Annotated in this window: 22 protein-coding genes; 7 read left to right on the forward strand and 15 right to left on the reverse strand. The window is 45.2% G+C overall.

All coding sequences use genetic code 11. From position 1 onward, the window contains the following. Positions 1 to 210: 210 nt before the first annotated feature. Positions 211 to 1,119, reverse strand: a complete 909-nt coding sequence (locus LMH68_RS03345) for a Tim44 domain-containing protein (RefSeq protein WP_017060179.1) — start codon at positions 1,117 to 1,119, stop codon at positions 211 to 213. A gap of 196 nt (positions 1,120 to 1,315) precedes the next feature. On the opposite strand from LMH68_RS03345, the gene LMH68_RS03350 reads away from it, so the two are divergent. The 3 genes from LMH68_RS03350 to LMH68_RS03360 all read left to right on the forward strand — a co-directional run bounded on the left by LMH68_RS03350 (position 1,316) and on the right by LMH68_RS03360 (position 4,865). After that, positions 1,316 to 1,906 carry a TetR/AcrR family transcriptional regulator gene (locus tag LMH68_RS03350; RefSeq protein WP_065583689.1) on the forward strand — a complete coding sequence of 197 codons (591 nt, stop codon included), beginning with the start codon at positions 1,316 to 1,318 and terminating at the stop codon, positions 1,904 to 1,906. Positions 1,907 to 1,923: 17 nt separating this feature from the next. Next, complete coding sequence (locus LMH68_RS03355) at positions 1,924 to 3,798, forward strand: MFS transporter (protein WP_229647714.1); 1,875 nt, start codon at positions 1,924 to 1,926, stop codon at positions 3,796 to 3,798. 146 nt (positions 3,799 to 3,944) lie between these two features. Beyond that, entirely contained in the window at positions 3,945 to 4,865 is a 921-nt protein-coding gene (locus LMH68_RS03360; protein ID WP_229647713.1) for a YeiH family protein, read from the forward strand. Positions 4,866 to 4,998: 133 nt separating this feature from the next. Here LMH68_RS03360 and LMH68_RS03365 read toward each other — a convergent pair whose 3' ends face one another. The 7 genes from LMH68_RS03365 to LMH68_RS03395 form a co-directional block, all read right to left on the reverse strand. Next, positions 4,999 to 5,166 carry a hypothetical protein gene (locus LMH68_RS03365; RefSeq protein ID WP_017068947.1) on the reverse strand — a complete coding sequence of 56 codons (168 nt, stop codon included), beginning with the start codon at positions 5,164 to 5,166 and terminating at the stop codon, positions 4,999 to 5,001. A 165-nt stretch (positions 5,167 to 5,331) separates the two neighbouring features. Further along, positions 5,332 to 6,765: an o-succinylbenzoate--CoA ligase gene (gene menE / locus LMH68_RS03370; RefSeq protein WP_229647712.1), complete on the reverse strand. Its 1,434-nt coding sequence runs from the start codon at positions 6,763 to 6,765 to the stop codon at positions 5,332 to 5,334. A gap of 64 nt (positions 6,766 to 6,829) precedes the next feature. Next, positions 6,830 to 7,837, reverse strand: a complete 1,008-nt coding sequence (menC, locus tag LMH68_RS03375) for an o-succinylbenzoate synthase (protein ID WP_017060171.1) — start codon at positions 7,835 to 7,837, stop codon at positions 6,830 to 6,832. Between the two features lie 75 nt (positions 7,838 to 7,912). Further along, on the reverse strand, positions 7,913 to 8,779 hold the full coding sequence (menB, locus tag LMH68_RS03380) for a 1,4-dihydroxy-2-naphthoyl-CoA synthase (RefSeq protein WP_017064079.1): 867 nt from the start codon (positions 8,777 to 8,779) through the stop codon (positions 7,913 to 7,915). 105 nt (positions 8,780 to 8,884) lie between these two features. Continuing rightward, complete coding sequence (menH, locus tag LMH68_RS03385) at positions 8,885 to 9,682, reverse strand: 2-succinyl-6-hydroxy-2,4-cyclohexadiene-1-carboxylate synthase (protein WP_017065885.1); 798 nt, start codon at positions 9,680 to 9,682, stop codon at positions 8,885 to 8,887. Positions 9,683 to 9,691: 9 nt separating this feature from the next. Further along, entirely contained in the window at positions 9,692 to 11,416 is a 1,725-nt protein-coding gene (gene menD / locus LMH68_RS03390; protein ID WP_229647711.1) for a 2-succinyl-5-enolpyruvyl-6-hydroxy-3-cyclohexene-1-carboxylic-acid synthase, read from the reverse strand. Continuing rightward, positions 11,413 to 12,720, reverse strand: coding sequence for an isochorismate synthase MenF (locus tag LMH68_RS03395; RefSeq protein WP_065583685.1), 1,308 nt, complete (start codon positions 12,718 to 12,720; stop codon positions 11,413 to 11,415). The genes menD and LMH68_RS03395 overlap by 4 nt, the downstream gene beginning before the upstream one ends. Before the next feature lie 296 nt (positions 12,721 to 13,016). Between LMH68_RS03395 and LMH68_RS03400 the strand changes: the two genes are divergently transcribed. The 3 genes from LMH68_RS03400 to LMH68_RS03410 all read left to right on the forward strand — a co-directional run bounded on the left by LMH68_RS03400 (position 13,017) and on the right by LMH68_RS03410 (position 16,577). After that, positions 13,017 to 14,249: a pyridoxal phosphate-dependent aminotransferase gene (locus tag LMH68_RS03400; RefSeq protein WP_017060166.1), complete on the forward strand. Its 1,233-nt coding sequence runs from the start codon at positions 13,017 to 13,019 to the stop codon at positions 14,247 to 14,249. A 344-nt stretch (positions 14,250 to 14,593) separates the two neighbouring features. After that, entirely contained in the window at positions 14,594 to 15,178 is a 585-nt protein-coding gene (gene yfbR, locus LMH68_RS03405; RefSeq protein ID WP_017060613.1) for a 5'-deoxynucleotidase, read from the forward strand. Positions 15,179 to 15,233: 55 nt separating this feature from the next. Then, positions 15,234 to 16,577, forward strand: coding sequence for an anti-phage deoxyguanosine triphosphatase (locus LMH68_RS03410; protein ID WP_017060614.1), 1,344 nt, complete (start codon positions 15,234 to 15,236; stop codon positions 16,575 to 16,577). A gap of 26 nt (positions 16,578 to 16,603) precedes the next feature. Here LMH68_RS03410 and LMH68_RS03415 read toward each other — a convergent pair whose 3' ends face one another. Then, positions 16,604 to 17,203, reverse strand: coding sequence for a tRNA-uridine aminocarboxypropyltransferase (locus LMH68_RS03415; protein ID WP_017060615.1), 600 nt, complete (start codon positions 17,201 to 17,203; stop codon positions 16,604 to 16,606). Positions 17,204 to 17,212: 9 nt separating this feature from the next. Here LMH68_RS03415 and rrtA point away from each other — a divergent pair, with 9 nt between their 5' ends. Beyond that, a complete protein-coding gene (rrtA, locus tag LMH68_RS03420) occupies positions 17,213 to 17,761 on the forward strand; it encodes a rhombosortase (protein WP_017060616.1) in 549 nt (182 codons plus the stop codon). On the opposite strand, the gene LMH68_RS03425 is transcribed toward rrtA, so the two are convergent. From LMH68_RS03425 to clpP, 6 genes are all read right to left on the reverse strand, one after another. Continuing rightward, the gene (locus tag LMH68_RS03425) at positions 17,752 to 18,051 is read right to left on the reverse strand and encodes a ComEA family DNA-binding protein (protein WP_017060617.1); all 300 of its coding nucleotides are present in this window, start codon (positions 18,049 to 18,051) and stop codon (positions 17,752 to 17,754) included. The genes rrtA and LMH68_RS03425 overlap by 10 nt on opposite strands. A gap of 224 nt (positions 18,052 to 18,275) precedes the next feature. Continuing rightward, entirely contained in the window at positions 18,276 to 20,141 is a 1,866-nt protein-coding gene (gene ppiD / locus LMH68_RS03430) for a peptidylprolyl isomerase (protein WP_017060618.1), read from the reverse strand. A gap of 218 nt (positions 20,142 to 20,359) precedes the next feature. After that, a complete protein-coding gene (locus LMH68_RS03435; protein WP_012604504.1) occupies positions 20,360 to 20,653 on the reverse strand; it encodes an HU family DNA-binding protein in 294 nt (97 codons plus the stop codon). 168 nt (positions 20,654 to 20,821) lie between these two features. Next, on the reverse strand, positions 20,822 to 23,173 hold the full coding sequence (lon, locus tag LMH68_RS03440) for an endopeptidase La (RefSeq protein WP_229647710.1): 2,352 nt from the start codon (positions 23,171 to 23,173) through the stop codon (positions 20,822 to 20,824). Between the two features lie 132 nt (positions 23,174 to 23,305). Continuing rightward, positions 23,306 to 24,586 (reverse strand): ATP-dependent protease ATP-binding subunit ClpX, encoded by a 1,281-nt coding sequence (gene clpX / locus LMH68_RS03445; protein ID WP_009847283.1) that lies wholly within the window; start codon positions 24,584 to 24,586, stop codon positions 23,306 to 23,308. Between the two features lie 81 nt (positions 24,587 to 24,667). Beyond that, on the reverse strand, positions 24,668 to 25,294 hold the full coding sequence (gene clpP / locus LMH68_RS03450) for an ATP-dependent Clp endopeptidase proteolytic subunit ClpP (protein WP_004736080.1): 627 nt from the start codon (positions 25,292 to 25,294) through the stop codon (positions 24,668 to 24,670). Positions 25,295 to 25,373: the final 79 nt, after the last annotated feature.

The raw sequence follows: 25,373 nt of genomic DNA on the forward strand, positions 1-25,373 counted from the left end.
TCAGGCTCCAATACGGGTTCAAAGAACTTTGTCATTACTCATTACATCCAAATAAAATCAGTTAGTTAGTCTCAGGTTAATCCAATCTTTAACTAAGATACATATCATTAGACGCAAAAAAGCCCCTGCTGATTTCTCAGCAGGGGCTTTCTATTATTTGGTGTCATTCCGAATAACTACATCCTATTGATGTTGAGTTAAATCCTGGAATTAACCTTGAATACCAACAATTAACCAAGGTGCATTGTTAGTTGTTAGGTCACGCTCTAGGTGCCAGATATCAGTGATATCTTCTTCAACGCCATCCGCTGTGTCACGGTAACGACCGCTAAACTGAAGGCTTAGCTGTGCTTTGCTACCATCGTGGTCTGCGCGAACGATTTCAGCATCAACGTACATTACGTCTGTGTGCTGATCACCGTCTAGCTTATTACGCTCAGCTTTTAGGTCTTCAAATAGGCTTGGAGATACGTATTCTTCAATCGTGTTTAGCTCATTGTGGTTCCATGCACCTTGCAGTGTACGGTAGTGCTCACGAGAACCGTTGATGAATGCCGCTTGATCAAAGCCCGGTGGGTAGTTATGTGGAACATCGCTTTGTGCACCAAAACCGAAACCACCAGCAGTGCCTTGTGATTGAGGTTGTGCTTGCTCGAAGTTATGAACATTTGGTTGTTGCTTAGGTTGTTCAAACTTGTTCTGACCCATGCCGCCGAATGCTGGCTGTTGGCCACGTGCATTCTGCTGATTCATTGAGCCCTGCTTCGCGCCCAACATTCCACGTAGGAATTTAAACGCTAGGAAAGCAATCAGACCCATGATCAGAATATCCATGAACTGGATACCTTCAAATGCGCCACCAAAGAATGCAGCTAAAAGACCACCAGCAAGTAAACCACCTAGCAGACCGCCCATAAGGCCTTTCTTGCTAGAGTTAGCTGCTGTGTTCTTACCTGTTTGATCTTGACGGATCGAATTCGTGTTTTGTTGTTTTGGTGCTGGAGCCGTTTTAAAGCTTTTGCCAAATGACTTACCACCACCAAACTTTTTCGCTTCCGCGATTGGCGTCACCGCGACTGTTACCAACAGGATCGCGACTAGTGAGAAAAATCGTTTCATTATTATCCTTTATAGGTTTTTTATCTTTCGACACCTTAATCATACTCGTTAACAAAGAACAATGAAATATTCACCGTGTTTACACATGTATCATAATATTGCGGCTATTAATTGATTACTAAACTAGCGAAGGGATTGACGGCACTCAGGGGCAGCATTAAAATATTGAACGATGTTCATTTAATAGAAAGTACCCATGGCAAGACGAAACGATCATACTCGCGAACAATTAGTGCAATTAACCTTAAAAACGGTAACCGACTTCTTAGAAGAGCACTCTTATCACGAGCTAAGTCTACGTAAAATCGCCAATATGATTGGTTACGTTCCAAGTACCTTAGTAAATGTATTTGGTAACTACAACCTACTGCTTTTGCATGTGGTCGCTCAAACATTAGATGAACTGGCGTCAGAATCCGCTGCAGCTGTTGAAAAATCGAGCAACCCTCAACAAACTCTATTCAACCTAGCCTACTGCTACCACGATTTTGCACAGAGACACCCTCACCGTTGGCAACTTATCTTTGAGCACAACATGAACGGTGAAAACCTTCCTGAATGGCAATCGAACCGCATCGATAGAATGACAGGCATGCTAGAGCAGTTGCTAGTAGCGATTGCTCCTGAACATACGAAAAGCGAAGTCGTTAAAGCCAGCCGTGTATTATGGTCTGGAGTACACGGAATTACTCTACTTAGCGTTGATGATAAATTTTTCGCCTCTGAGCCTATTGATGGTAAAGAGCTGATCAATAACCTAGTCTCAAACTACTTAACCAACTGGTAATCATCCAAGGAAAGACAATGAACAACAGCAGCCAATCTTCGCTGTTAACGCAAAAAAGGTTCCTACCCTACTTTATTACCCAATTTCTAGGAGCCTTTAACGACAACATATTCAAAAATGTCCTGTTACTGTTTGTTGCTTTCGCAAGCGTAGACACGCTGCCTATTTCCAGCAATCTATTCATTAATTTGGCCGCAGGCCTTTTTATTCTGCCCTTCTTCCTATTTTCAGCTTTAGCAGGTGTACTGGCCGACAAATACGAAAAATCGTGGTTTATCCGTAAAGTTAAGCTCCTCGAAGTAGTGATCATGTCACTGGGTGCGATCGGATTCATCTACGAAAGCTACGGGATATTACTTCTGCTCCTGTTCCTTATGGGAACGCAGAGTGCTTTCTTTGGTCCGGTGAAATACGCCCTGCTTCCACAGCAGTTAGAAACAAAAGAACTGGTATCTGGTAACGCTCTCGTCGAGACAGGTACATTCTTAGCGATCCTGATTGGTACTCTAGGCGCAGGCATCATTGCATCTGAAGAAGGCGCGAAGCTCATTGCTGCGGTGTGTATTGTTTCGTTCGCCGTGCTTGGCTATGCATCAAGCTGCTTTATCCCACATGCGCCAAGTAATGCACCAGATCTTAAAGTAAAGTGGCAACCTGTAAAACTGACCTGCGCGACACTTGCGATTGCCAAAAAAGATCGCCCGACCTTTCAAGCTCTGATGTCTATCAGCTGGTTCTGGTTCCTTGGTGCGGCTTACCTAACTCAGTTTCCCAACTTCACTAAACTGCATCTAAACGGCACTGAAAGCTCCGTCGCCTTTTTACTGGCACTATTCTCGGTAGGCATTGCAATCGGCTCTTTAGCTTGTGATAAGTTATCTAATCACCGAATTGAAATCGGCATCGTGCCAATGGGCAGCTTAGGTATCTCGATCTTCGGTCTTCTGATGGCGATATCCATCCCGGAGTCTTTGCCTGACTTTAGTTCTTTCCATCAATTCGTAACCTACTCAGAGCTGTGGCCACTGTTTGCTTACCTTCTGCTTCTGGGTATCTCTGGCGGTGTCTTTATTGTTCCTCTGTATTCACTGATGCAGTTACGTGCCAAGCCCGACGAGCGTGCCCAAGTGATTGCCGGGCTCAATATCTACAACTCACTGTTCATGGTGGGAAGTGCGGTATTAGGTATTGTTTGCCTTAGTGTTCTAGATCTTTCAATTCCGCAGCTGTTTATCTTGCTCGCAGTGGGCAACACTTTGGTGATGCTGTACCTGTTTTATCAGGTGCCTATCTACGCTTTCCGCTTCTTTACGTGGGTGGTCACTCACACCATGTACAGAGTTAAACATAAGAACTTACATCACCTGCCAGAAAAGGGCGGTGCGTTGATTGTCTGCAACCATGTGAGTTATATGGATGCACTGCTGCTGAGTGCGGTTTGCCCTCGCTTGATCCGTTTTGTGATGGAAGAGGATTACACCAAGTTGCCGCCAATTCGACGCTTCTTGAAAAGAGCTGGGGTGATTCCAATCTCCGCGACCAACCGCAACTCGATTCGAAACGCTTTCAAAGAAGTAGAGCGTGCCCTGCATGAAGATCACATCGTGTGTATTTTCCCAGAAGGAAAGCTCACCTCTGATGGCGAAATGGCTGAGTTCATGCGTGGTATGGAGCTGATCATCAAACGTTCCCCTGTCCCAGTGATTCCTATGGCTCTTAAAGGATTATGGGGTAGCTACTTTAGTCGTTACAAAGGCCGTGCCTGCAAAGGGTTACCCACTCGCTTCTGGACTAAGCTAGAGATAGAAGCTGGCGAGCCGATTTCACCTAAACAAGCCTCTTGTGAAACGCTTCGACAGTCAGTCTCTGACCTTCGCGGATCATTACGCTAGTTAACCAGCCCTTTATTCATATCAGTTGAACAAGCGTTAAGTTTTCCTTAACGTTTGTTCAATTCATTTAGACTTACTTATCATTTTATTGAACGTATAGTGGTCTCATCACAATAACGCCACAACAAAACAAGACTCTAAATACAATGAACCTAAAAAAGTCCGTTCCATTTTATCTTGCTGCACTGTTTTGCTTAACGCCTTGGGTTAGCTCACCGACAGCCCTGGTTATCGGTTTCCTGCTTGCTAGTTTAGGATTAGTCCCTGAACACTTGGAAGTCGGCAAACTTACCAAAAAGCTACTGGCCTACTCTATTGTTGGCTTGGGTTTTGGTATTCAGTTTGAAAAAGCATTAGCAGTAACAGGCGATGGTATTGGGCTCATTGTAACGACGATTATCGGTACATTAGTCATTGGTTGGTTCTTGGCGAAACAAATGGGGCTAGACCGCACTACGGGCTATCTTATATCTTCTGGTACCGCGATTTGTGGTGGTAGCGCGATAGCAGCAGTGGCACCCGCGATCAAAGCAGACGATGAACAGATTGGCTTGGCGTTAGCTACGGTATTTGTGTTGAACTCGGTAGCTCTATTCTTATTCCCGATGATTGGCCACGCGCTTGAGTTAAGCCAACAAACATTTGGTACTTGGGCCGCCATTGCGATTCACGATACATCTTCTGTGGTAGGTGCAGCTTCGGCTTATGGTGAAGAAGCACTGACGACAGCGACCACATTGAAGCTCGCTCGCGCACTTTGGATCATCCCAATCGCTTTAGTCAGCGCAATGATCTTCAAGAACGATCAAAAGAAGATTACGGTTCCCTACTTCATTTTCTTCTACTGCGCCGCCATTGCTATCAGTGACTTACTGCCACAATTTGAGATGGTCTACCAAGGGATCTTTGATGTGTCCAAACGCGCGTTGGTTGTGTGTCTGTTCTTAATTGGCTGTGGTATTTCCGTAGAGAAGTTAAAAGCAGCAGGGCCGAAGCCATTGATGTTTGGTATTACGATGTGGACGATGATTTCGACGGGTTCTTTGGCGTGGTTAACCCTTGCTTAGTTCGCAAAGAAACGCTTTAGCTGGTTGTTCGGTTACCTAGACATTCAGATTAGCGAGCAACAAAACAAAAAGGCAAAGCTCAAATGGGCTTTGCCTTTATTGTTTGTGGTAAGGGTATTCTTTGTTGTAACAATCACGAATCAAACAGGGGCTTATCACTCTTCTTGCTCTCTCTTTTCATTAAAACAAGTACCACAACCAACACAAATGCGGTGAGCTCAGCCAACGAACGAGTCAACCCCGATGAGATGATCGCTTGGCCTATCTGCAGTAAAACCGCAATGATGAGGGCAATTTTCATAATAAGACCTTATTCTATAATCCGTTATTTATATGGCTTATTATGATGGATGGTTATAAAGATAATAAATTCTGTTTTGAACTATCTAATTGCTAAATTAACTAACCGCCTGACAACTTAGTCACCTAACAACTTCGCAAATAACGTCGAGGTAAGCGCTTACCTTTAACTCCTATGCTGAGACAACCAAGAGGCCAATCCAGCGCGTGAGACCTTAATACCCTGCTGTTCTTGCTCAGGCATTCGATAATACTCAACAGGAAATTTGAACCGCTCAAGACGTCCATTCAATTGCTCAGCAAACCACTCTTTGGTTGGCAAATCAGCACAATCCACAATAGCGACAGGTCGAAACCCGAACTCATCGTCTTCAATAGGAACAATAAACGCCTGATTAACCTCAGACAACTGATTGAGTGCTCGCTCAATTTCTTCGCAATGAATGTTCTCACCACCAGAAATAAACTGGTTGTCGGCACGGCCAATAATCGACACTTGTTCGCCAAGCCACTCACCAAGATCTTTGCTATCAAACCAACCGCTCTTATCAACTAATGGCGTTAAGTTACCTTGATAGTAATACCCGGACGCGAGCGTCTCGCCACCAATAAAGATACGTTGTTCTTCAATTTTTAGCTGGCGATGGTTAAGGACAAAACCGGCGGTGCTGCCGGCATCAACGAGCTTCGCGGTCACGGTTGAAGCCGCTTCAGTCATGCCGTATCCAAGCCATGTTTCGATGCCCATTTGTTGAGCTTCGAGCCCAAGTGCTTCTGGTATATGACTACCACCCAAAAGTACATGCGTTAAAGTAAGTGCTTGCTTACTCTTTAACAATCGATGTAGTTGAGTAGCGACCAATGAAGCATGACTGCATTCTTCTATATCGGTTTCAAGCTGACCTGTGCCTATTTTGATGCAACCACCAGCCGCCAACCAACGATGAACTATCGCCAGCCCCGACACATGGTACATAGGTAAACTCAGTAACCACGTGTCACCTTGTTGATAACGAAACACCTCAAGCAGCCCTGACGCAGAGCATAGGTGCTGCTCAAGTGTATGAGCGACCGCTTTTGGGTTTCCGGTAGAACCTGAAGTGAATACGATGCTCGCTAGGTTTTGCGGATTGAAATTGGATTCTTGAGGTGTCGTTATCTGCTCATCATCACCATCAAACTTCAGTTCACTTAGGCAAGGCAAGGTCACCAACTGAGTATTCAAACCGGCAGTCTCTGATTGCTCTATTCCGCTATTGCCCAAGAGCCAAAGGTAGCTCTGTTGATCTGCTTGATATAAGGAATCGAGCTTTTGCTTCAGGCGTAAACTAGGCTGAGGCATCGTAAACGCACAAACCACACCCAAATTGAGTGCGGCAAGATAAACAGGGATCACTTCAGCTTGATTCTTACCAACAATCGTCAGTACATCACCTTCAGATAGGCCTTGATGAGATAGCTGTTGTTGGTACTCACTAACCAACACAAACACTTGCTGCCAAGTATAAGTGCGGTGAGTGGTCACTAACGCTGGTTGAAGTGGGTTTTGCTGCGCCCACTTTACCCAGAGCGGGGGATGATTAGATTGTGGGCGCATCATATGATAACCAAAAATAGATTAAGAACTTGTTAAGCTAACTAAATAGCCATTCAAATAGCTCGGTCTAAGAAGACCAAATCAATTGTTGCTTTTCAAGCGTAGAGACAGGCAACTGACAGCCCGGCCAAGAAACCTCTAGCTGCTGCTTGAACAAGCCAATCGTATCCAACCCCGGCACTTCATTTGGCAAATATTGCTGCGCCAGACGAGCAATCTGAGTCAGACCTAGGCTCGACTCAATGCTTGAGCTCAATACAGGTTTCATTCCAAGCTTCTGTGCTCGCTCAATGATTGCCACGCAACGCTCGACAGAACCAATAAGAGTTGGCTTGATCACGACTGCTTTAACACCAGTAAGGTCGCTAAGATCAAATTCCGGGCTGCGCACCGCTTCTTGCAGTGTCTCGTCCCACGCAATCGCCACACCATGGTCAATGGCAAAGGCCAAACTGTCTTCTGGCTTTTGGCAAGGCTCTTCGATAAAGCTTATACGCTGGCGCATTGACGGCGAAATGTATTTAATGAATTGCTTCGCTTTCTCTGGCTTCCACGCACGGTTGGCATCAAGTCTTAGAGTCAAATCAGGGATCGACTCAAGGAATAAGCTAACCAACATGCCATCGCGAATCGCTTCGTAGAGGCCGACTTTCACTTTCGCGACCTTCTCGCCTACCATCTCATTCAATACAGGAATCAGTTCATCTGGATCGCCTGTACACAAAGGCGCCGCTTGGTAGTTACCTTGAGCGTTAAGATCGCCTCGCAATTCCATCATCGCCATTGAAAAGCCAAACGCGACAGAAGGATACAGCTCGTCGAAAGGCGTTTGAGGCTTATTGTGGCTCCAAAGCTCTAATTCGTGTTGAAGCTGAATGCCAGCTTGTTCGGCATCTTCTTGGCTAAAACCGGGCAAAGGCGCAACTTCGCCAAAACCAGTTTTACCATCACACTCAAGTTGGATGATATAGCCAACACGTTCGTTCAACTTATTGTCACGAAGAACCACACCACTATCCATAGGTAATTGATAACGGTAAAGTTTAGCGTGACGCTGAGAATTCACTGAGTTCATAAAGTTTCCTAAAAAACGGGGAACATCAAAACAAAACGAGCCGCTATTAGCGACTCATTTTGAAGAGGAGAAAGACTATGGATTACGCGGGAACTTGTCGAAGTCCGGTCGACGTTTCTCGTTGAATGCGTTGCGGCCTTCTTGGCCTTCCTCTGTCATGTAGAACATCATGGTTGCGTTACCAGCCAACTCTTGTAAGCCTGCTTGACCATCACAGTCAGCGTTCAGTGCCGCTTTCAAGCAACGCAGTGCCATTGGGCTGTGTTGAAGCACTTCACGACACCAACGAACTGTCTCTTTTTCTAGGTCAGCAACAGGAACAACGGTGTTTACAAGGCCCATGTCCAGTGCTTCTTGTGCATCGTAGAAACGGCACAAGAACCAGATTTCACGTGCTTTCTTTTGACCAACGATACGAGCCATGTAAGAAGCACCCCAACCGCCATCGAAAGAACCCACTTTAGGACCCGTCTGACCGAACTGCGCGTTTTCAGCTGCAATAGTAAGGTCTGCCATCATGTGAAGTACATGACCGCCACCGACTGCCCAACCCGATACCGCTGCGATAACTGGTTTTGGACAAGTACGAATTTGACGTTGGAAATCAAGTACATTCAAGTGGTGCGTACCTGAGTCATCTTGGTAACCGCCGTAGTCACCACGGATACTTTGGTCACCACCAGAACAGAACGCCTTCTCACCAAGACCAGTCAAAATGATTACGCCAACTTTCTCGTCATAACGAGCATCAGCCAGTGCATTGATCATCTCTTTTACGGTTTGTGGACGGAACGCATTGTGCACTTGAGGGCGAGCAATCGTGATTTTCGCAATACCGTCATCAGACTTGTGGTATTGAATATCTTCATATTGACTGCTTTCATCGCGCCAGTTAACGGCTGCGTAAAGTTCTTCTTCTGTGATGCCTACTGTTTTAGCCATGATGATTCCCATTGTTCTATTAGAGAGCGCGACTAGCGTAGAGTCGCGACGGTGTTGCTCTGCTTTCTATAGCGCTTGATACGAGAGGTTCGCTCAGTCAGTTCATCAACGACTGGCGATACATTGGATGATCAGATTTGAAAACATCTCTGGTTGCTCAAAATGAACATTATGACCCGCGTAATCCACCTGACTATATTCAAAGCCACTATTCTCAGCTAGCTCCATGAATTTACGATCTTTTTCTCCACATACATAATGCAATAAATGCTCATGAGATTTCAATGTGGCACGTAAATCCGGTTGCTTAGCTAACGAAGTAGATAACAACATATTTGCTACGGATACTCCAAGGTTACCACTACGCTTTATGACCAAAGTTTGTCTTTGCTCATGATTTAGTGAAGAAAAGACGCTTTGTTGATACCAATCGTCTAAAACATCTTCAATCGACTGCTGTGCAAAGCGAACAGCCCATTGCGTATCGTGTACTAACCTTTGTGCTCTTTCTTCATCACATTCCAAGCCAAAGTTGCCACCTTCAATGATGACTTTCTCTAAGTTAAGAGTTTCGAAGCAAGGGCTTGTTACCCCATACATGGCAAGCCTTCCCCCCATAGAATACCCAATCACCACGATAGGATAATCGACAGGAAGATCGTTGAGAGCCAGCTGAGATGTGATGCACTGAACTATCTTGGTACAGCAATGATCAAAGCCTACAGGGTCGATAAACCGGCTTTGTCCGTGTCCGGGCAAATCTATGCAAAGACGAGGAAAGTCTTCGAGGAAGGGGTGGCATGCACTCCAATCATCCCCGCTTCCGAGTAAACCATGTAAAAAAACAAGCAAAGGTTTGTCAGAAGATTCTTGTACTGCTGGGTAATAATTGGAGTAAAGCATGTAAAGTCCTTAGGCTAATGCCTCGGTGAGCATTGAGCTGAATTGCTTCAGCAAAGTAGACGCTTGTTCGGGAGGCGTCTTAACTTCTACGAGCAAGGTACCCTGACCTTGTTCAAAATGTTGTTCGATGAGCGTTTGATAGCAATTCAAGGTTTCTGGCGCCGCATAACCAAGATGGAATTGCGCAGCAGCATGTTCAAAATTGAAACCATGAGGCATTTGATATAGAGACTGTTTTTGTTGCTCAGGAACCGGCAAAAAATCAAAGATTGCCCCACCATCGTTATTGGTAACCACAATAACCATTGGTGTTGTGCTGTGAGTAAGTAGCGCCAGCGAATTTAGGTCGTACAACAAAGAGGTGTCACCAATCAGCATCATCAAAGGATTCTGGTTGGCTTTTATCACTCCCGCAGCCGTCGCCACCAAGCCATCAATGCCCGATGCACCGCGGTTGCTGTAGACTTGAGTCGCAGAGATTGATGACAGCATATCCACCAGCCTTACCATCAAGCTATTTCCCACAAAAAGCTCTCTGCCCTTAAGTCTAGACGACAAGTCAACGGCAACGCTCAACTCTGTCAGTTGGTCGTTATTAGAGATTTGCGCCAACGCTAACTGCTGAACCGTATTCGCGACTTTCGCCAAAGATGCCGCCCAGCCAGCATGTTCTCCCAACAGCGTTGGTAGATGTTGCTCTGATAACCAATGTTCGATATCAGCGACAATATGAGTTTGAGGCAGATGATCTTGATTAATACGATGTGCATCTGGTGAAACAACGATGTACTGCGATGAACAAAATGTGGCAGCTTGTTCTTTTACCCATTGGTTAAGACGCTTAGATACGATGCGCTCACCAAACTGGATAATAAAATCACACTGACTAAGCTGTGCTTTGGCTGCGTCACTTTGCATCCATAAATCATAGTGTTTCCAGTCACTACTGACACCCGATTGAGGGTCACAGAATACTGGCCAGCCCAAAGCTGTCGCAAACTGCTTGGCTTTAATTGCGGCTTCATTCTCGATAGAACCAATAATCACTGCGCCTTTACGAGCGACATAATCACTTGCTGAGACAGGCTGAGCGATTAAATGACTGGGCAAATAAGTGTTCGAGTAAAGGCAGGTTGAAGCTCTCCAAGCTGCCACGCTCTTTGTATAATCCGCATACATCTCGGCGCTATTAGCGGAATAAAGCGGTTCTGGGAACGGACAGTTGATATGAATAGCCCCACCGACGCTGCGCTGTTTCGCCAGTGCGTTATCAACCGACGTCAAAAGCCAATTCAAAGAAACTTGTGTCGTTGGACTTGGAAGGTTTAGTGCCGTTTCAACGTGAGACGAAAAGATACCCTGCTGCTGAATCGCTTGATTGGCACCACAGTCGACTAAATCAATCGGTCGATCGGAGGTCAACAAGATTAGCTTTTCTCGCGTTAATCCAGATTCAGCGGTCGCTGGTAGAAGGTTAGCTACGGCAGTTCCAGAAGTAACAACCACCGCAACGGGTTTGTTGCTCGCTTTAGCTAAACCTAAAGCCAAGAAGCCAAGCCCGCGCTCATCAAAGTGCGTATGTAAGGTTAGCTTAGAGTTAGCTTCGGCTTCGAGTGTTAATGGTGTTGAACGAGAGCCTGGCGCGATGCAAACATGTTCAACGCCATTGCGTGCAAGCTCTTCAAGTAATGTGTTACACCAAACTCTGTTTAATACAGCTTGGTCGTGATTCATGACGCGACACCCAATGGAGGGTGATCTGAAATTAAGCTAAGCAGAGTAGACATCTTCTTGTTCAGCTCTTGCCATTCATGTTCGGCAACCGATCCCGGCACGATCCCCGCGCCAGCAAACAGTTGTACTTGATCGTTTACAATCAAGGCGCTTCGAATCGCCACGCAGAATTCCGCTCGCTGATGACTGATATAGCCTACAGAGCCTGCATACCAACCTCGTGCAAACGGTTCGTGTTCAAGAATGAAATCCATCGCCTCTTTACGAGGTAAACCCGCCACCGCAGCAGTTGGCTGTAAGGCAGCAAGCAACTGCACACCATTAACGCCATTGTTGAGCTGAGCATGGATATTGCGCTTCAAATGCTGCACCTTACGCAAGCGCACTAGACGCGCATCCTTTTCAACATGGACCGTTTGAGAATGAGGAGTGAGACGCTCAATGATGTCGTCGACCACATACTGGTTCTCATTGAGGTTTTTGCTGTCTTGAGAAAGCCAGTTGGCCAGTTCCATATCCTCAGTAGCGTTCTCTCCGCGACCAATGGTTCCAGCAAGCGCCTCGGTATCAAGCTCCGTACCATGTCGGCTATATAAGCGCTCTGGTGTCGAGCCAATGAAACTGTGTTTAGAATCCAGCACCAACATAAAGTGGAAACTGTGGTGATTTTGCAGATAGCTGGCTTTAAGTAATTGAGCTGCGCAGATAGGCGCATCGAGTTGCAGTGTGGTTTTACGTGCTAAAACGACTTTTTTGTACTCTTCATCGCTAATGCCTTGCAGCACTTTATCGACAAGGTTGCCCCACTGCTCTCTTTCTGGAACGTGATTGATCTGTTCAATATGGGCAGACAAAGGCGCCAATATCGCGGCTTCTACAGAAAGCTTATTCAAAGCATTAATAGAAGAAACGCGATCAGGGGACAAATTAACCGCCAGCGACCAAGTATTGTCAAAGCGGATCAATTCAACCTGAGGAAGGAAGAAAAACGACTCCATGCAGCGACGGTTCTTTGCGGTGTGCCCATCAAACGAGCGTCCACCCCAGATTCGTTGGTCTTCACCAAGAATAGCGTACGCGGGTGCAGGATCTGAAAACGTATGTAACTGTCCGAGCGCAACAACCTCTTCACGAGTGTCGCGTGACTGCCAGTAGAACTTAGGAAAGAGCGGTTGAGCATGAAGCCATTCTATAAATGCAAACGATGGTTTTTGCGTTAGAACTTCAACACAACGAACTTCGCTTGCTTGGGCATTTTGTACTCGCTCAATCAAAGCGGAGATAGTTTGCTGGAAATGTGACAAATCGACCTCGTTCACATCTAAATTATTATTATATTAGTTTGATACTTTATGGGCAGTACCCACTTAGATCAAGAATGTACTATATCTTTTCAACATTCCTGTGATTTTAAGCGATCCCGCCCCTTTATTCATCTTAGCCAATAACCAAGAAAGCGATTAATTAAAATTTAGAAAAGAGTGACAACAAAAAGGCTAAACGTGACACTGAAATGCGACATTCATCAGATTTTTATTCTATCAAACGCCATTTTGCGGTACTTTAATAAAGTATTTAAATTAATTTCAGGAAATCGGCAATGCAAAATATCGGGATGTCGTCAAAACTCAACAGCGTATGCTACGAAATCAGGGGGCCTGTACTCAAACATGCTAAGCGCATGGAAGAAGAAGGGCATAAAATACTGAAGCTTAATATTGGTAACCCCGCCCCATTTGGTTTTGACGCCCCTGATGAAATCCTTGTTGACGTAATCCGTAACCTACCGACATCTCAAGGTTACTGCGACTCAAAAGGCATCTATTCAGCCCGCAAAGCGGTTGTTCAGCACTACCAGAAAAAAGGCCTACGTAACCTTGATGTAGAAGACGTTTACATTGGTAACGGCGCATCAGAGCTTATCGTTATGTCTATGCAAGCGCTACTGGATAATGGTGATGAAATCTTAGTTCCCGCTCCGGATTACCCACTATGGACAGCGTCTGTTGCGCTTTCTGGTGGTACACCGGTTCACTACATGTGTGATGAAGATGCTGATTGGTATCCAGATTTAGACGACATGCGCGCGAAGATCTCACCAAAGACGCGCGGCATCGTTCTTATCAACCCGAACAACCCAACAGGCGCGGTATACAGCCGTGATTTCCTATTACAAGTGGTTGAGATTGCTCGTGAGCACGGTTTGATCATCTTCGCCGATGAAATCTACGACAAAGTACTTTACGACGGTGCGGTACACACTTCAGTGGCAACGCTTGCTGAAGACGTATTAATGGTCACGTTCAACGGCCTATCTAAAGCTTACCGTGTATGTGGTTTCCGTGGTGGTTGGATGTTCTTAACAGGCCCTAAACACCTAGCGAAAGGCTACGTTGAAGGACTAGAAATGCTGGCCTCAATGCGTTTGTGTGCCAACGTTCCGATGCAACACGCTATCCAAACCGCACTCGGTGGCTATCAGAGTATCAATGAGCTGATTCTTCCAGGCGGTCGACTGCTTGAACAGCGTGACCGTGCATGGGAACTGATCAACAAGATCCCTGGCGTTTCTTGTGTGAAACCGAAAGGTGCAATGTACCTGTTCCCTAAAATCGACACCAACATGTACAACATCAAAGACGATCAGAAGTTTGTACTCGACTTCCTTAAGCAAGAGAAGGTGCTATTGGTTCAAGGTACGGGCTTCAATTGGCCGAAACCGGATCACTTCCGTATCGTGACTCTGCCGCACATCGAAGATCTAGAAATCGCAATTGGTCGTTTAGAGCGCTTCTTACAGACTTACAGCCAAGACGACCTCATCGAAGGTTAATGAGCACAAAGAAAGATGGCTACAATTTGCTGTTTTAAAAGACTTTAACTTGTATTCATTCACTTCTATGCTTAAAAGGCTCCTGTTTAGGAGCCTTTTTTGTATCCGCTGTCTCGTATCCCTGTGCAAACACAAGATACGAGTGGAGTATTGTTTATACCAATCACAGTAAGTAAGTGTTCAGAAATAGCGTAGGGAAAAAGCTTGAGGACAAGGCAGCTATTTTCGACAAGCAGCTTCGATAAGTAGTTATTCTACAATCAAAAATTCTAACATAGTTATCGAGTTTTTTAACAAGCTAGGATGACCAGTTATTTACTACGATTGGTACTATAAGGACATTTATGAAACAGAGCCATTTCTTTGCCCATCTCGCACGCATGAAGCTAATTCAACGCTGGCCCCTGATGCGTTCGGTATCAAGCGAGAACATTTCAGAACATAGCCTACAGGTTGCTTTCGTGGCACACGCCTTGGCACTGATCAAAAACAAGAAGTTTGATGGTCAGCTTAACCCCGAGCACATTGCTCTGCTTGGCATGTACCACGACACCAGTGAGGTACTGACGGGTGATTTGCCAACGCCTGTTAAATACTACAACCCGGATATTGCACAAGAGTATAAGAAGATAGAAGCCGCTGCAGAACAAAGACTGCTTTCGATGTTGCCAGAAGAGTTCAGAGACGACTTCGCCCCCTTCTTAATATCTGGTACTGCGAGTAAAGAAGAGCAAAGCATCGTCAAGCAGGCAGATACTATCTGTGCGTACCTGAAATGCTTGGAAGAGCTCAGTGCGGGCAATCATGAATACGAGCAAGCCAAGCGCCGATTGGAAGAGACACTCGAACAACGCAAAAGCCCAGAAATGGACTACTTTCTCACCACATTCGCACCGAGCTTTGAATTATCACTAGACGAGATAAGCTAGCTGGGTATAAGTTGTTTTTAATTAGCTAAATAAAATCAATTTGATAGGTGCTATTTTGAATTCTCAACTCGAACCACCCTTTGTACTCGAACAAGAATGGCAGCATCGAAATGACGATGAACATAAAATAAGACGGGATGACCACCGCAGCCCGTATCAGCGTGACCGTGCGCGCGTGCTTCACTCTGCTGCTTTCCGTCGCTTACAAGCGAAAACCCAGATCCATGGCACCACGGTCAACGACTTTCACCGAACGCGCCTTACTCACTCTCTTGAGGCCGCTCAGCTTGGCACCGGTATCGTCGCTCAACTGAAGAAAAAGCAGCCCGAATTTCGAGACCTATTACCCTCAGACAGTTTGATTGATTCACTGTGTTTGGCTCACGACATCGGTCATCCACCCTATGGACATGGCGGCGAAGTCGCACTCAACTACATGATGCGCGACCACGGCGGCTTTGAGGGCAACGCTCAAACGTTTCGCATAGTCACACAGCTAGAACCTTACACTGAACATCACGGGATGAACCTATCTCGACGCACTTTGTTAGGTCTAATTAAGTACCCTTCTCTGCTGAGTGAGGTTCAAGCTAAATTGCAGTCTGAACCCGTTAAGCATCAACGACAACTCCGAGCTAAAGATTGGATGCCAGCAAAAGGCATCTACGATCATGATGAAGAGTTGTTTAACTGGGTGCTTGAACCGCTTTCAAGCAGCGACCAACAGCTCCTAAAACAGAAAAGAAAAACGCATACCGAGCCACTTGAGCACAACAAGACCAAATATAAGTCACTGGATTGTTCGATCATGGAACTTGCTGACGACATCGCGTATGGCGTGCACGATTTAGAAGATGCGATTGTGCTTGGCTCTGTGACCAAAGCTCAGTGGGTCGAATCGGCTTACCCTCAACTGAAAGAGATGGCCGACCCATGGATTTGTGAACACCTAGATTCAATTACAGAGATGCTTTTCTCTGGTGAACAGTATCGTCGAAAGGATGCGATTGGTGGGATAGTCAACGCACTGTTGACCAGTATCTCGATTAAGCGAGTGGAGGCTAACTTTGAGAATGTACTGTTGGCTTACAATGCGGTGCTCGAGCCGAGCATGGACGGCACACTCGATAAGCTGAAACACTTTGTCAGCGAGTTCGTTATTCAAGTGCCACAGGTTCAGGTCATCGAATACAAAGGTCAACAGATCATCATGGATATGTTTGAAGCATTCAGCGCAGATCCTGAACGCTTGCTGCCACTGCCCATCAAGAAGCAATGGCTACAACATCAAGATGAGTCTCGAAAAATGCGCGTGATAGCCGATTACATTTCATCGATGACTGATGATCTTGCGCAGAAAATGCATCAGCAACTGTTCTCAGCTCATACCGAGTTTTAATTCCTGACTCACTTTACTAAAACGGCTTAATCTAAGTAGTTTTTCTCAAACACGCCCGGCGGCATTTGATTGATTTGAAACTGAATCATTTGGTCAAATGCCGTTAGCAAAGGGCTAAAGTCGCCATCACGCTCTAACAAGCTAAGTAAATGATAGCCAGCTTCAACGGTTGAAAGGCTATTTTCACTGGGTGCTTTGCGAATTCGGTAATTACCCTTGAGATCTTTCGGTAAATGAACCGTGTTCAACGCATGCAAGTTACTCGATACTTGCCACATCTTGAATGCTTTCTTCCACGTGCCATCCAATAAAATCACACGCAGCTTCTTATTGGGAGATGTCGCCGACTCAACTGAAACAGAGTTTTCGCTTGGGTATAAAATCACATGTTGATACTGTTCATCGCACAACAATGCGTTGAGTTGTTCGTTGTCTGAAAAGTCTTCGCCAACAAACGTCACGCTGTTATTAAGAGATAACGAGAGAATACGCGCTGTTCCCATCGGACGATGCTCTTCTGATGGGTGCTGAAGAATGATAAGCTCAACATTCGATTCGAGTGGTGTAACCCACTGACAAATACAAGCTTTCAAAGCCTTGCTGCATTGGGGGCAATAACGAGACATGGATTTAATGTGTACCCTGTTTTAATTTTCATTTCACTTTTATGCGTCTTATTCCAATTTGAGCCAATACAAGCTTGGGTCGTTTGGGATAGCAATGCGATTGCCGATGGGCAATGGTGGCGAATCCTAACAGGAAACTTTTCACATACCAACTACTCGCATCTTCTGATGAATCTAGCAGGCTTGTGGATCATCAGCTACCTGTTTCAACCGAGTAAAAAACAGCTTGTTGTTGCTTTGCTTGTGATCAGTTTAGTGACTGGCGTCGCTCTGTTGTTTTCAAGTATTCAGATCTACGTTGGCCTATCGGGCACTTTGCATGGGTTGTTTGGCTTATTCGCGCTCAGAGAGGCTTTAAACGGCAGGAAGTCTAGTTGGCTGTTAGTATTCGGATTAGTCGCTAAAATCGCTTGGGAGCAGCTTATTGGCCCTTCTAGCACGACTGGTGAACTGATTAATGCTCGTATCGCGATTGAAGCCCACCTAGCAGGTGCATTGGCCGGAGGCTTCATATCTATCGCTTCATTTCTAACAAGTAGAAAAACGGGTCAAAGTTGAATTCTTTCGCGGTTCTTTTCAACCGTCGCTTCACCTATCCCTTTGACACTCACCAAATCATCAGCAGTAGTAAATGCCCCGTTCTGATCTCTGTAATCGACGATTTCTTTGGCTTTCTTGTCACCCACGCCAACCAATAGTGCTGAAAGTTCTTCTGCCGTCGCGGTATTGATGTTGACCGTAATCTCAATGCCTTCGTAAAGCTCAGCCTTGGTTGGGCTGTCTGCAAACACGGCAGGGCTTAAGAGCATCAGAAATGAAAGAATTAGTGTTGAATATATCGTGCGCATAAATAGTTCCTTTGTTCAAAAAACGTAACTTATGCATTTGCCGCGCTAGATAACACAATCACCAGATAAAAATAAAGCGGATCACCTAAGTGACCCGCTTCGTTATACATCTTATTTTCATCAGCTTGTTTGTTGGCTCACAAATCTGAATTAAAGCCTAACAATCACGTGTTGATTTCAGTAGTAAGCTCTAACTTGAGCTTGCTACTGAGGTAATCAAACGCTTACTGACCTTGACCCACTACGTAGTATTCAACGTCTGCGTTTTTACGAAGTACGTTTAATACGTTAGTCAGGTCTTGCTGGTTACCAACTCGCTCCAACTGTGCACCAATTTGAGTGCTGTAGGCTGGGTTGATCTCAGCCGTTACTTTAGAAAGCTCAACAACAACGATATTACCGTCTTGGTCTTTAGATTGACCGAACACAGCTTGACCTGCTTCTGGTTTCGCTAGAGCGAATACAGATGCCGCTAATGGCGAGTTACGGTCAATCGTTTCAAGTTCAGTGAACTCAAGGTTGTTGTCCGCTAGTACTGCTTCATTGCCTTGCTCAAGTTCGTTCACTAGAGAAACACCTAGCTCAACCGCTTGCTGCTCTGCTTGTACAGCAGACAGTGCAGCGACAACTTGATCTTTCACTTCAGCTAGAGGAAGAACTGTCTCATCACGAGTCTCTTCTACACGAACAACAATTACGTGCTCAGGTGCAACTTCGATAACTTCCGAGTTTAGACCGTCTTCTTTCACTTCAGGGCTCAAGATAGCTTGCATAACTGCAGGCGTCATCAGAACTTCTGGAGCGTCAACTTGAGAGATGAAATCTGTCGTTGTGATCTTCGCGTTGATAGCTTCTGCAGAATCATCTAGAGAATCTGGGAATTCAAACGCTACTTTTTCTAGCTCAGTTTGTTGCTCGTAGAACTGATCAACTGCGTGTTGGTCTAGAAGCTCTGTCTTAATCTCTGCCGCTACTTCAGTGTAAGGCTGAGCTTGAGACGCTTTTAGTTCGTCTAGCTTGATGATGTGGTAGCCGAAATCAGATTTAACTAGGCCAGTCGTATCACCAATATTCTCAAGAGCGAAAGCCGCATCTTCGAATGCTGGGTCCATAACGTCGCGTTCAATCCAACCTAAATCACCACCAACATCTGCACTACCGAAGTCGTCAGATTTCTCTTCCGCTAGCGTAGCAAAATCAGCGCCTGCATTTAGCTCGTCTAGGATTGCCTGAGCTTTCGCTTCGTCATCGCCTTGAACTAGGATGTGGCTAACTTTACGTTGCTCTTCCGTTGAGTACTTGTCTAGGTGCTCTTGGTAGTATTTCTGTGCTTCTTCATCGCTTACTTCAAGCTGAGACTTAAGCGCTTCAGCAGAAAGCTCAATGTAAGATACCTTAGCTTGCTCTGGACGAGTGTAAGCTGCTGGGTTCTCTTGGTAGTACTGTTCGATTTGCTCGTCAGTTAACTCGATGTCTTTTGCAAGGTCAGCAACAGACAGTGTCACTGTGCGAATGTCACGAGTTTGTGCGATAAGCTTGCTCTGAGTATCGATTTCGCCCTGAAGAACGAATTCACTGCCTTGAAGTGCAGTCACAAGCTGGTTGCGCATTAGGTCACGACGCATGTATTCAGCGAAGCTCTCTGCGCTGAAACCTGCACGACGTAGTGCCGATTGGTAAACTTCTTGGTCGAATTGACCCGCCGTTTGGAACTGAGGCATTTCTAGAATCATGGTGCGGATTTGAGAATCACTGATTCGTAGGCCTAGAGACTCAGCTTGCTGCTCAAGCAGTACGTCATTGATCATGCGATCAAGTACTGATTTACGGAAAGACTCTACGTAAGCAGGGTCTGCAAGCATTTGCGCGAAGTAATCGCCAAGTTGAGACTGCATACGATTACGTTCGTTTTGGTAAGCCTGTTCGAACTCACCACGAGCAATTTCTGTGTTGCCAACTTTAGCTGCTGCGTTGTTACCGCCACCGGTGATGTAGCTGCCTACACCTGCGAATACGAATGACAGGATAATCAACCCAAGGATAATTTTTACCGCGATGCTATTCACGCCTTCGCGTAATCGATCCATCATAATTTAAGTGCTCTCCGGATATGAAGCATTGGCTTCAAAATAAAAATCTATTCACGCGATATTATCAGAAAAAGAAATGCGCATCAGTAGGATGCGCATAATTTAAATAAGTTCAATGTGCTTTGTACACATACTGTTTAAGAATGAAACATCATTTTTCAAACAGTAAACGCATTTTACTGCCTTCCCCTCTTAAATGGAGGTTTCAGCAGTGAAAATTAGTTACATGCGTCTTTAAGTGCTTTACCCGCTTTGAAGCCAGGTACTTTAGCTTCTGCGATTTGGATCTCTTCACCAGTTTTTGGGTTACGACCTGTACGAGCAGCACGAGTACGAACACTGAAAGTACCAAAGCCAACAAGTGCAACTTGGTCACCAGATTGTAGCGTTGTGCCAACTGCTTCGATGAATGCGTCTAGAGCGCGGCCAGCTGAAGCTTTAGAGATGTCTGCGTTTTCTGCGATTGATTCTACTAGTTGTGTTTTATTCACTGTTTTTCCCCTATGTGTCATCTGTGACTACTTCTGATGACTGTACGTTCCATTTTGGTTTTAATTTAGCCGCAAGCCTTATTGCAAAAGGGCTGCCGCTTTGTTCAATAACTTAGCGTCCAAAAAAAACGCTGACAAGCCTTTTCGGGCCTATCAGCGTAATTCTTTACTTATTTTTGCTATGCATCACTATTTTTTCACGTCAAACTCGACCCCTGACGGATCTCGTTCTAGCGCGACTTTGAGTACTTCTTCAATCCACTGAACCGGGATCACCTTCAAGTCAGCGATTACGTTGTCTGGAATCTCTTCCAAATCACGCTCATTGTCTTTAGGGATCAGTACAGTTTTGATGCCGCCACGGTGTGCAGCAAGCAGTTTTTCTTTCAAGCCACCGATAGGTAAAACTTCACCACGAAGGGTAATTTCACCTGTCATACCGACCTCTGCTTTAACCGGGTTACCCGTCAAGCTAGAGACAAGTGCAGTACACATTGCGATACCCGCACTCGGGCCATCTTTCGGTGTAGCACCTTCTGGTACGTGAACGTGAATGTCACGTTTTTCGTAGAAATCTGAGTTGATACCCAGTTTTTCAGCACGAGAACGAACCACTGTCATTGCCGCTTGAATCGACTCTTTCATCACGTCGCCAAGTGAGCCAGTTTGCGTTAGCTTACCTTTGCCCGGCATTGCTTCGGTCTCGATAGTCAGTAGATCACCACCCACTTGAGTCCACGCTAGGCCTGTTACTTGACCGATACGGTTGCTTTCATCCGCTTTACCGAAGTCGTGGCGTTGAACACCTAAGTACTCTTTCAGGTTATCAATGTTAACCGTTACAGACTTAAGATCGCTGTCTAGCAAGATGTTCTTCACTGCTTTACGACAGATCTTTGAGATTTCACGCTCTAGGCTACGTACACCCGCTTCACGCGTGTAGTAACGAATGATGCCGATGATTGCAGAGTCTTCAATCTCAATTTCATGAGGCTTAAGACCGTTGCGTTGAACTTGCTTGTCCAGTAAATGGCTCTTAGCAATGTTCAGCTTCTCATCTTCTGTGTAACCAGATAGACGAATCACTTCCATACGGTCCAGTAGAGGCCCAGGAATGTCCATCGAGTTCGATGTTGCCACGAACATAACATCTGACAGATCGTAATCTACTTCTAGGTAGTGATCGTTAAATGCGTTGTTTTGTTCTGGATCTAGAACTTCTAGAAGTGCTGAAGATGGGTCGCCACGCATATCAGAAGACATCTTATCGATCTCATCTAATAGGAACAGTGGGTTCTTAACACCAACTTTAGACATCTTCTGGATCAGTTTACCCGGAAGTGAACCGATGTACGTACGACGGTGACCACGAATCTCAGCTTCATCACGAACGCCACCAAGTGCCATACGCGTGTACTTACGACCCGTTGCCGCAGCAATCGAACGACCTAGCGAGGTTTTACCTACACCAGGAGGACCAACAAGACAAAGGATTGGGCCTTTTAGCTTGTTGATACGGTTTTGTACTGCCAAGTATTCAAGAATACGTTCTTTAACACGCTCTAAGCCGTAGTGGTCTTCGTTTAAGATCTCTTCCGCTTTCGCTAGATTCTTTTTCACTTTTGAACGCTTAGCCCAAGGAACGCCCACCATCCAATCAATGTAGCTACGTACTACTGTTGCTTCAGCAGACATTGGCGACATCATTTTCAGTTTTTGCAGTTCTTGCTCGGTTTTTTCACGAGCTTCTTGAGGCATCTTAGAGTCTTCGATCTTCTTCTTCAGAGTCTCGAATTCATCAGGAGCGTCGTCCATCTCGCCAAGTTCTTTCTGAATCGCTTTCATTTGCTCATTCAGGTAGTACTCACGCTGAGATTTTTCCATTTGCTTCTTAACGCGGCCACGAATGCGTTTTTCAACTTGCAAGATGTCAATTTCTGACTCCATTTGGCCCATCAAGAATTCCAGACGTTCAGTCACATCTAAGATTTCTAGAACGTGCTGCTTGTCTACCAGTTTAAGTGGCATGTGTGCAGCAATCGTATCAGCAAGGCGAGCTGCCTCATCAATACCGTTCAGAGATGTTAGAACTTCTGGTGGAATCTTTTTGTTCAGCTTAATAAAGCCTTCGAATTGATTGATCGCGCTGCGAACAACCACTTCTTGTTCTTTTTCGTCAAGTTCTGAGGTTACAACGTATTCTGCGTCCGCTAAGAAAAACTCACTTTCTTTGAATTGGTGAATTTTTGCACGCTGCTGACCTTCGACAAGCACTTTAACAGTACCATCAGGGAGCTTTAGTAACTGAAGAATGGTAGCGACAGTTCCTACTTTAAATAGGTCGTCAATTGAAGGCTCATCAGTGTCCGCTTCTTTCTGCGCTACAAGTAGTACTTGTTTGTTAGCTTCCATTGCCGATTCAAGGCAAGTAATCGATTTTTCACGACCAACAAACAATGGAATAACCATGTGTGGGTAAACCACTACATCACGTAGAGGTAGCACGGGGATTTCGATACGCTCGGAACGTTCCAAGTTCATATATTTCTCTCTTCCGCTTTAACTTATAAAGCAGTATATGGGGCTTAAACGACTGGATTCAATGGAAGAATAAAAAAAAGGAGGTAATTGCTTACCTCCTTTTTCAATTTGAGTGACTTGTCTAAAAAAGACCTACTCTGCAACAGCTGCTTGGTTATCTGAGTTGCTGTAAATTAATAGTGGTTCTGACTCACCATTAATTACCGACTCATCAATCACAACCTTGCTTACATCAGTTGAAGATGGCAGTTCGTACATAGTTTCTAGTAGAACACCCTCCAAGATAGAACGTAGACCGCGAGCACCTGTTTTACGGTTCATTGCTTTCTTAGCAATGGCACGTAAAGCATCTTCACGGAATTCTAACTCTGTATCCTCAAGCTCAAATAATGCTGCGTACTGTTTTGTAAGTGCATTCTTTGGCTCACATAGGATTTGGATTAGCGCTTCTTCATCAAGCTCTGTCAGTGTTGTTGTCACAGGTAGACGACCAATGAATTCTGGAATCAGACCATATTTCACTAGATCTTCAGGTTCTACTTGAGTGAACAATTCACCGATAGTTTTGGTTTCATCTTTTGAACGCACTTCTGCGCCAAAGCCGATACCTGAACCTGTTTCTACACGCTGTTCAATCACTTTATCTAGGCCTGCAAACGCACCACCACAGATAAATAAGATCTTAGACGTGTCCACTTGCAAGAACTCTTGCTGTGGATGCTTACGACCACCTTGAGGTGGAACTGAAGCTACTGTACCTTCAACAAGTTTTAGTAGAGCTTGCTGTACACCTTCACCAGACACGTCACGCGTGATTGATGGGTTTTCAGCTTTACGAGAAATCTTGTCGATTTCATCGATGTAAACAATGCCGCGTTCCGCTTTCGCTACGTCGTAATCACATTTCTGAAGCAACTTCTGGATGATGTTTTCAACATCTTCGCCCACGTAACCCGCTTCGGTTAGTGTTGTTGCGTCTGCCATTGTGAAAGGAACGTCTAGGAAACGAGCCAATGTTTCAGCCAGTAGTGTTTTACCACTACCAGTAGGACCGATAAGAAGAATGTTACTCTTACCTAGCTCTACGCCTTCAGCTGTCGTATCACCATTACGTAAACGCTTGTAGTGGTTATAAACTGCAACTGCTAGCACTTTCTTCGCGTATTCTTGACCGATTACATAGTCGTCAAGATGCTCACGAATCTCACGCGGCGTTGGCAGCGATTCCGATTCTTTCTTAGGAAGAACATCTTTAATTTCTTCACGAATAATGTCGTTACAAAGATCGACACATTCATCACAAATGTAAACAGAAGGACCTGCGATTAACTTGCGAACTTCGTGTTGGCTTTTGCCACAGAAAGAGCAGTAAAGCAGTTTACCGCTACCACCCTCTTTGCTTTTATCTGTCATTCGCTAACCTCTTAGCCTTAACTCTCTATGCTTGAGTGTATATCAATTTGAATCACTTTGCGTTAAACAATTGCCCTGCAATTATTGACCGCGGTGATTAAGAACTGAATCCACCAAGCCGTATTCTACTGCTTGATCAGCAGACATGAAGTTATCACGATCTGTATCGCGCTCAACAACTTCTAGAGGCTGACCTGTGTGCTCTGCCAATAGTTTGTTTAGCTTTTGTTTGATCGTTAGGATCTCTTGCGCGTGAATTTGAATATCAGACGCTTGGCCTTGGAAACCGCCAAGTGGCTGGTGAATCATTACACGTGAGTTTGGAAGCACGTGACGCTTACCAGGAGTACCACCCGCTAGTAAGAATGCACCCATAGAGCAAGCTTGACCCATACATACTGTGCTCACGTTTGGCTTGATGAACTGCATTGTGTCGTAGATAGACATGCCTGCTGTTACGCTACCGCCAGGTGAGTTGATGTAAAGATAGATATCTTTGTCTGGGTTTTCTGATTCCAAGAAAAGCAGTTGAGCCACGACAAGATTTGCCATGTGGTCTTCCACTTGACCTGTTAAGAAAATGATACGTTCTTTTAATAGACGAGAATAAATATCGTAAGAACGTTCACCACGGGAAGTCTGTTCAACCACCATAGGAACTAGTGCGTCCATAATCGATGGCATTGTATTTTTTTCTTGGTAGCTCATATTCTTATGTCCCTAAAATAAATGGCCCGAATGATTAAATCATACGGACCATTGTTAGCAGAATTGTTGACCGTACGTC

The sequence above is a fragment of the Vibrio sp. F13 genome, from assembly GCF_020806305.2.
Lineage (GTDB): Bacteria > Pseudomonadota > Gammaproteobacteria > Enterobacterales > Vibrionaceae > Vibrio > Vibrio crassostreae_C.

Excerpts from the sequence above, each read along its gene's own strand:
- LMH68_RS03345 (WP_017060179.1), bottom strand. The coding sequence starts at position 1,119 with ATGAAACGATTTTTCTCACTAGTCGCGATCCTGTTGGTAACAGTCGCG.
- LMH68_RS03350 (WP_065583689.1), top strand. The coding sequence starts at position 1,316 with ATGGCAAGACGAAACGATCATACTCGCGAACAATTAGTGCAATTAACC.
- LMH68_RS03355 (WP_229647714.1), top strand. The coding sequence starts at position 1,924 with ATGAACAACAGCAGCCAATCTTCGCTGTTAACGCAAAAAAGGTTCCTA.
- LMH68_RS03360 (WP_229647713.1), top strand. The coding sequence starts at position 3,945 with ATGAACCTAAAAAAGTCCGTTCCATTTTATCTTGCTGCACTGTTTTGC.
- LMH68_RS03365 (WP_017068947.1), bottom strand. The coding sequence starts at position 5,166 with ATGAAAATTGCCCTCATCATTGCGGTTTTACTGCAGATAGGCCAAGCG.
- menE (WP_229647712.1), bottom strand. The coding sequence starts at position 6,765 with ATGATGCGCCCACAATCTAATCATCCCCCGCTCTGGGTAAAGTGGGCG.
- menC (WP_017060171.1), bottom strand. The coding sequence starts at position 7,837 with ATGAACTCAGTGAATTCTCAGCGTCACGCTAAACTTTACCGTTATCAA.
- menB (WP_017064079.1), bottom strand. The coding sequence starts at position 8,779 with ATGGCTAAAACAGTAGGCATCACAGAAGAAGAACTTTACGCAGCCGTT.
- menH (WP_017065885.1), bottom strand. The coding sequence starts at position 9,682 with ATGCTTTACTCCAATTATTACCCAGCAGTACAAGAATCTTCTGACAAA.
- menD (WP_229647711.1), bottom strand. The coding sequence starts at position 11,416 with ATGAATCACGACCAAGCTGTATTAAACAGAGTTTGGTGTAACACATTA.
- LMH68_RS03400 (WP_017060166.1), top strand. The coding sequence starts at position 13,017 with ATGCAAAATATCGGGATGTCGTCAAAACTCAACAGCGTATGCTACGAA.
- yfbR (WP_017060613.1), top strand. The coding sequence starts at position 14,594 with ATGAAACAGAGCCATTTCTTTGCCCATCTCGCACGCATGAAGCTAATT.
- LMH68_RS03415 (WP_017060615.1), bottom strand. The coding sequence starts at position 17,203 with ATGTCTCGTTATTGCCCCCAATGCAGCAAGGCTTTGAAAGCTTGTATT.
- LMH68_RS03425 (WP_017060617.1), bottom strand. The coding sequence starts at position 18,051 with ATGCGCACGATATATTCAACACTAATTCTTTCATTTCTGATGCTCTTA.
- ppiD (WP_017060618.1), bottom strand. The coding sequence starts at position 20,141 with ATGATGGATCGATTACGCGAAGGCGTGAATAGCATCGCGGTAAAAATT.
- LMH68_RS03435 (WP_012604504.1), bottom strand. The coding sequence starts at position 20,653 with ATGACACATAGGGGAAAAACAGTGAATAAAACACAACTAGTAGAATCA.
- lon (WP_229647710.1), bottom strand. The coding sequence starts at position 23,173 with ATGAACTTGGAACGTTCCGAGCGTATCGAAATCCCCGTGCTACCTCTA.
- clpX (WP_009847283.1), bottom strand. The coding sequence starts at position 24,586 with ATGACAGATAAAAGCAAAGAGGGTGGTAGCGGTAAACTGCTTTACTGC.
- clpP (WP_004736080.1), bottom strand. The coding sequence starts at position 25,294 with ATGAGCTACCAAGAAAAAAATACAATGCCATCGATTATGGACGCACTA.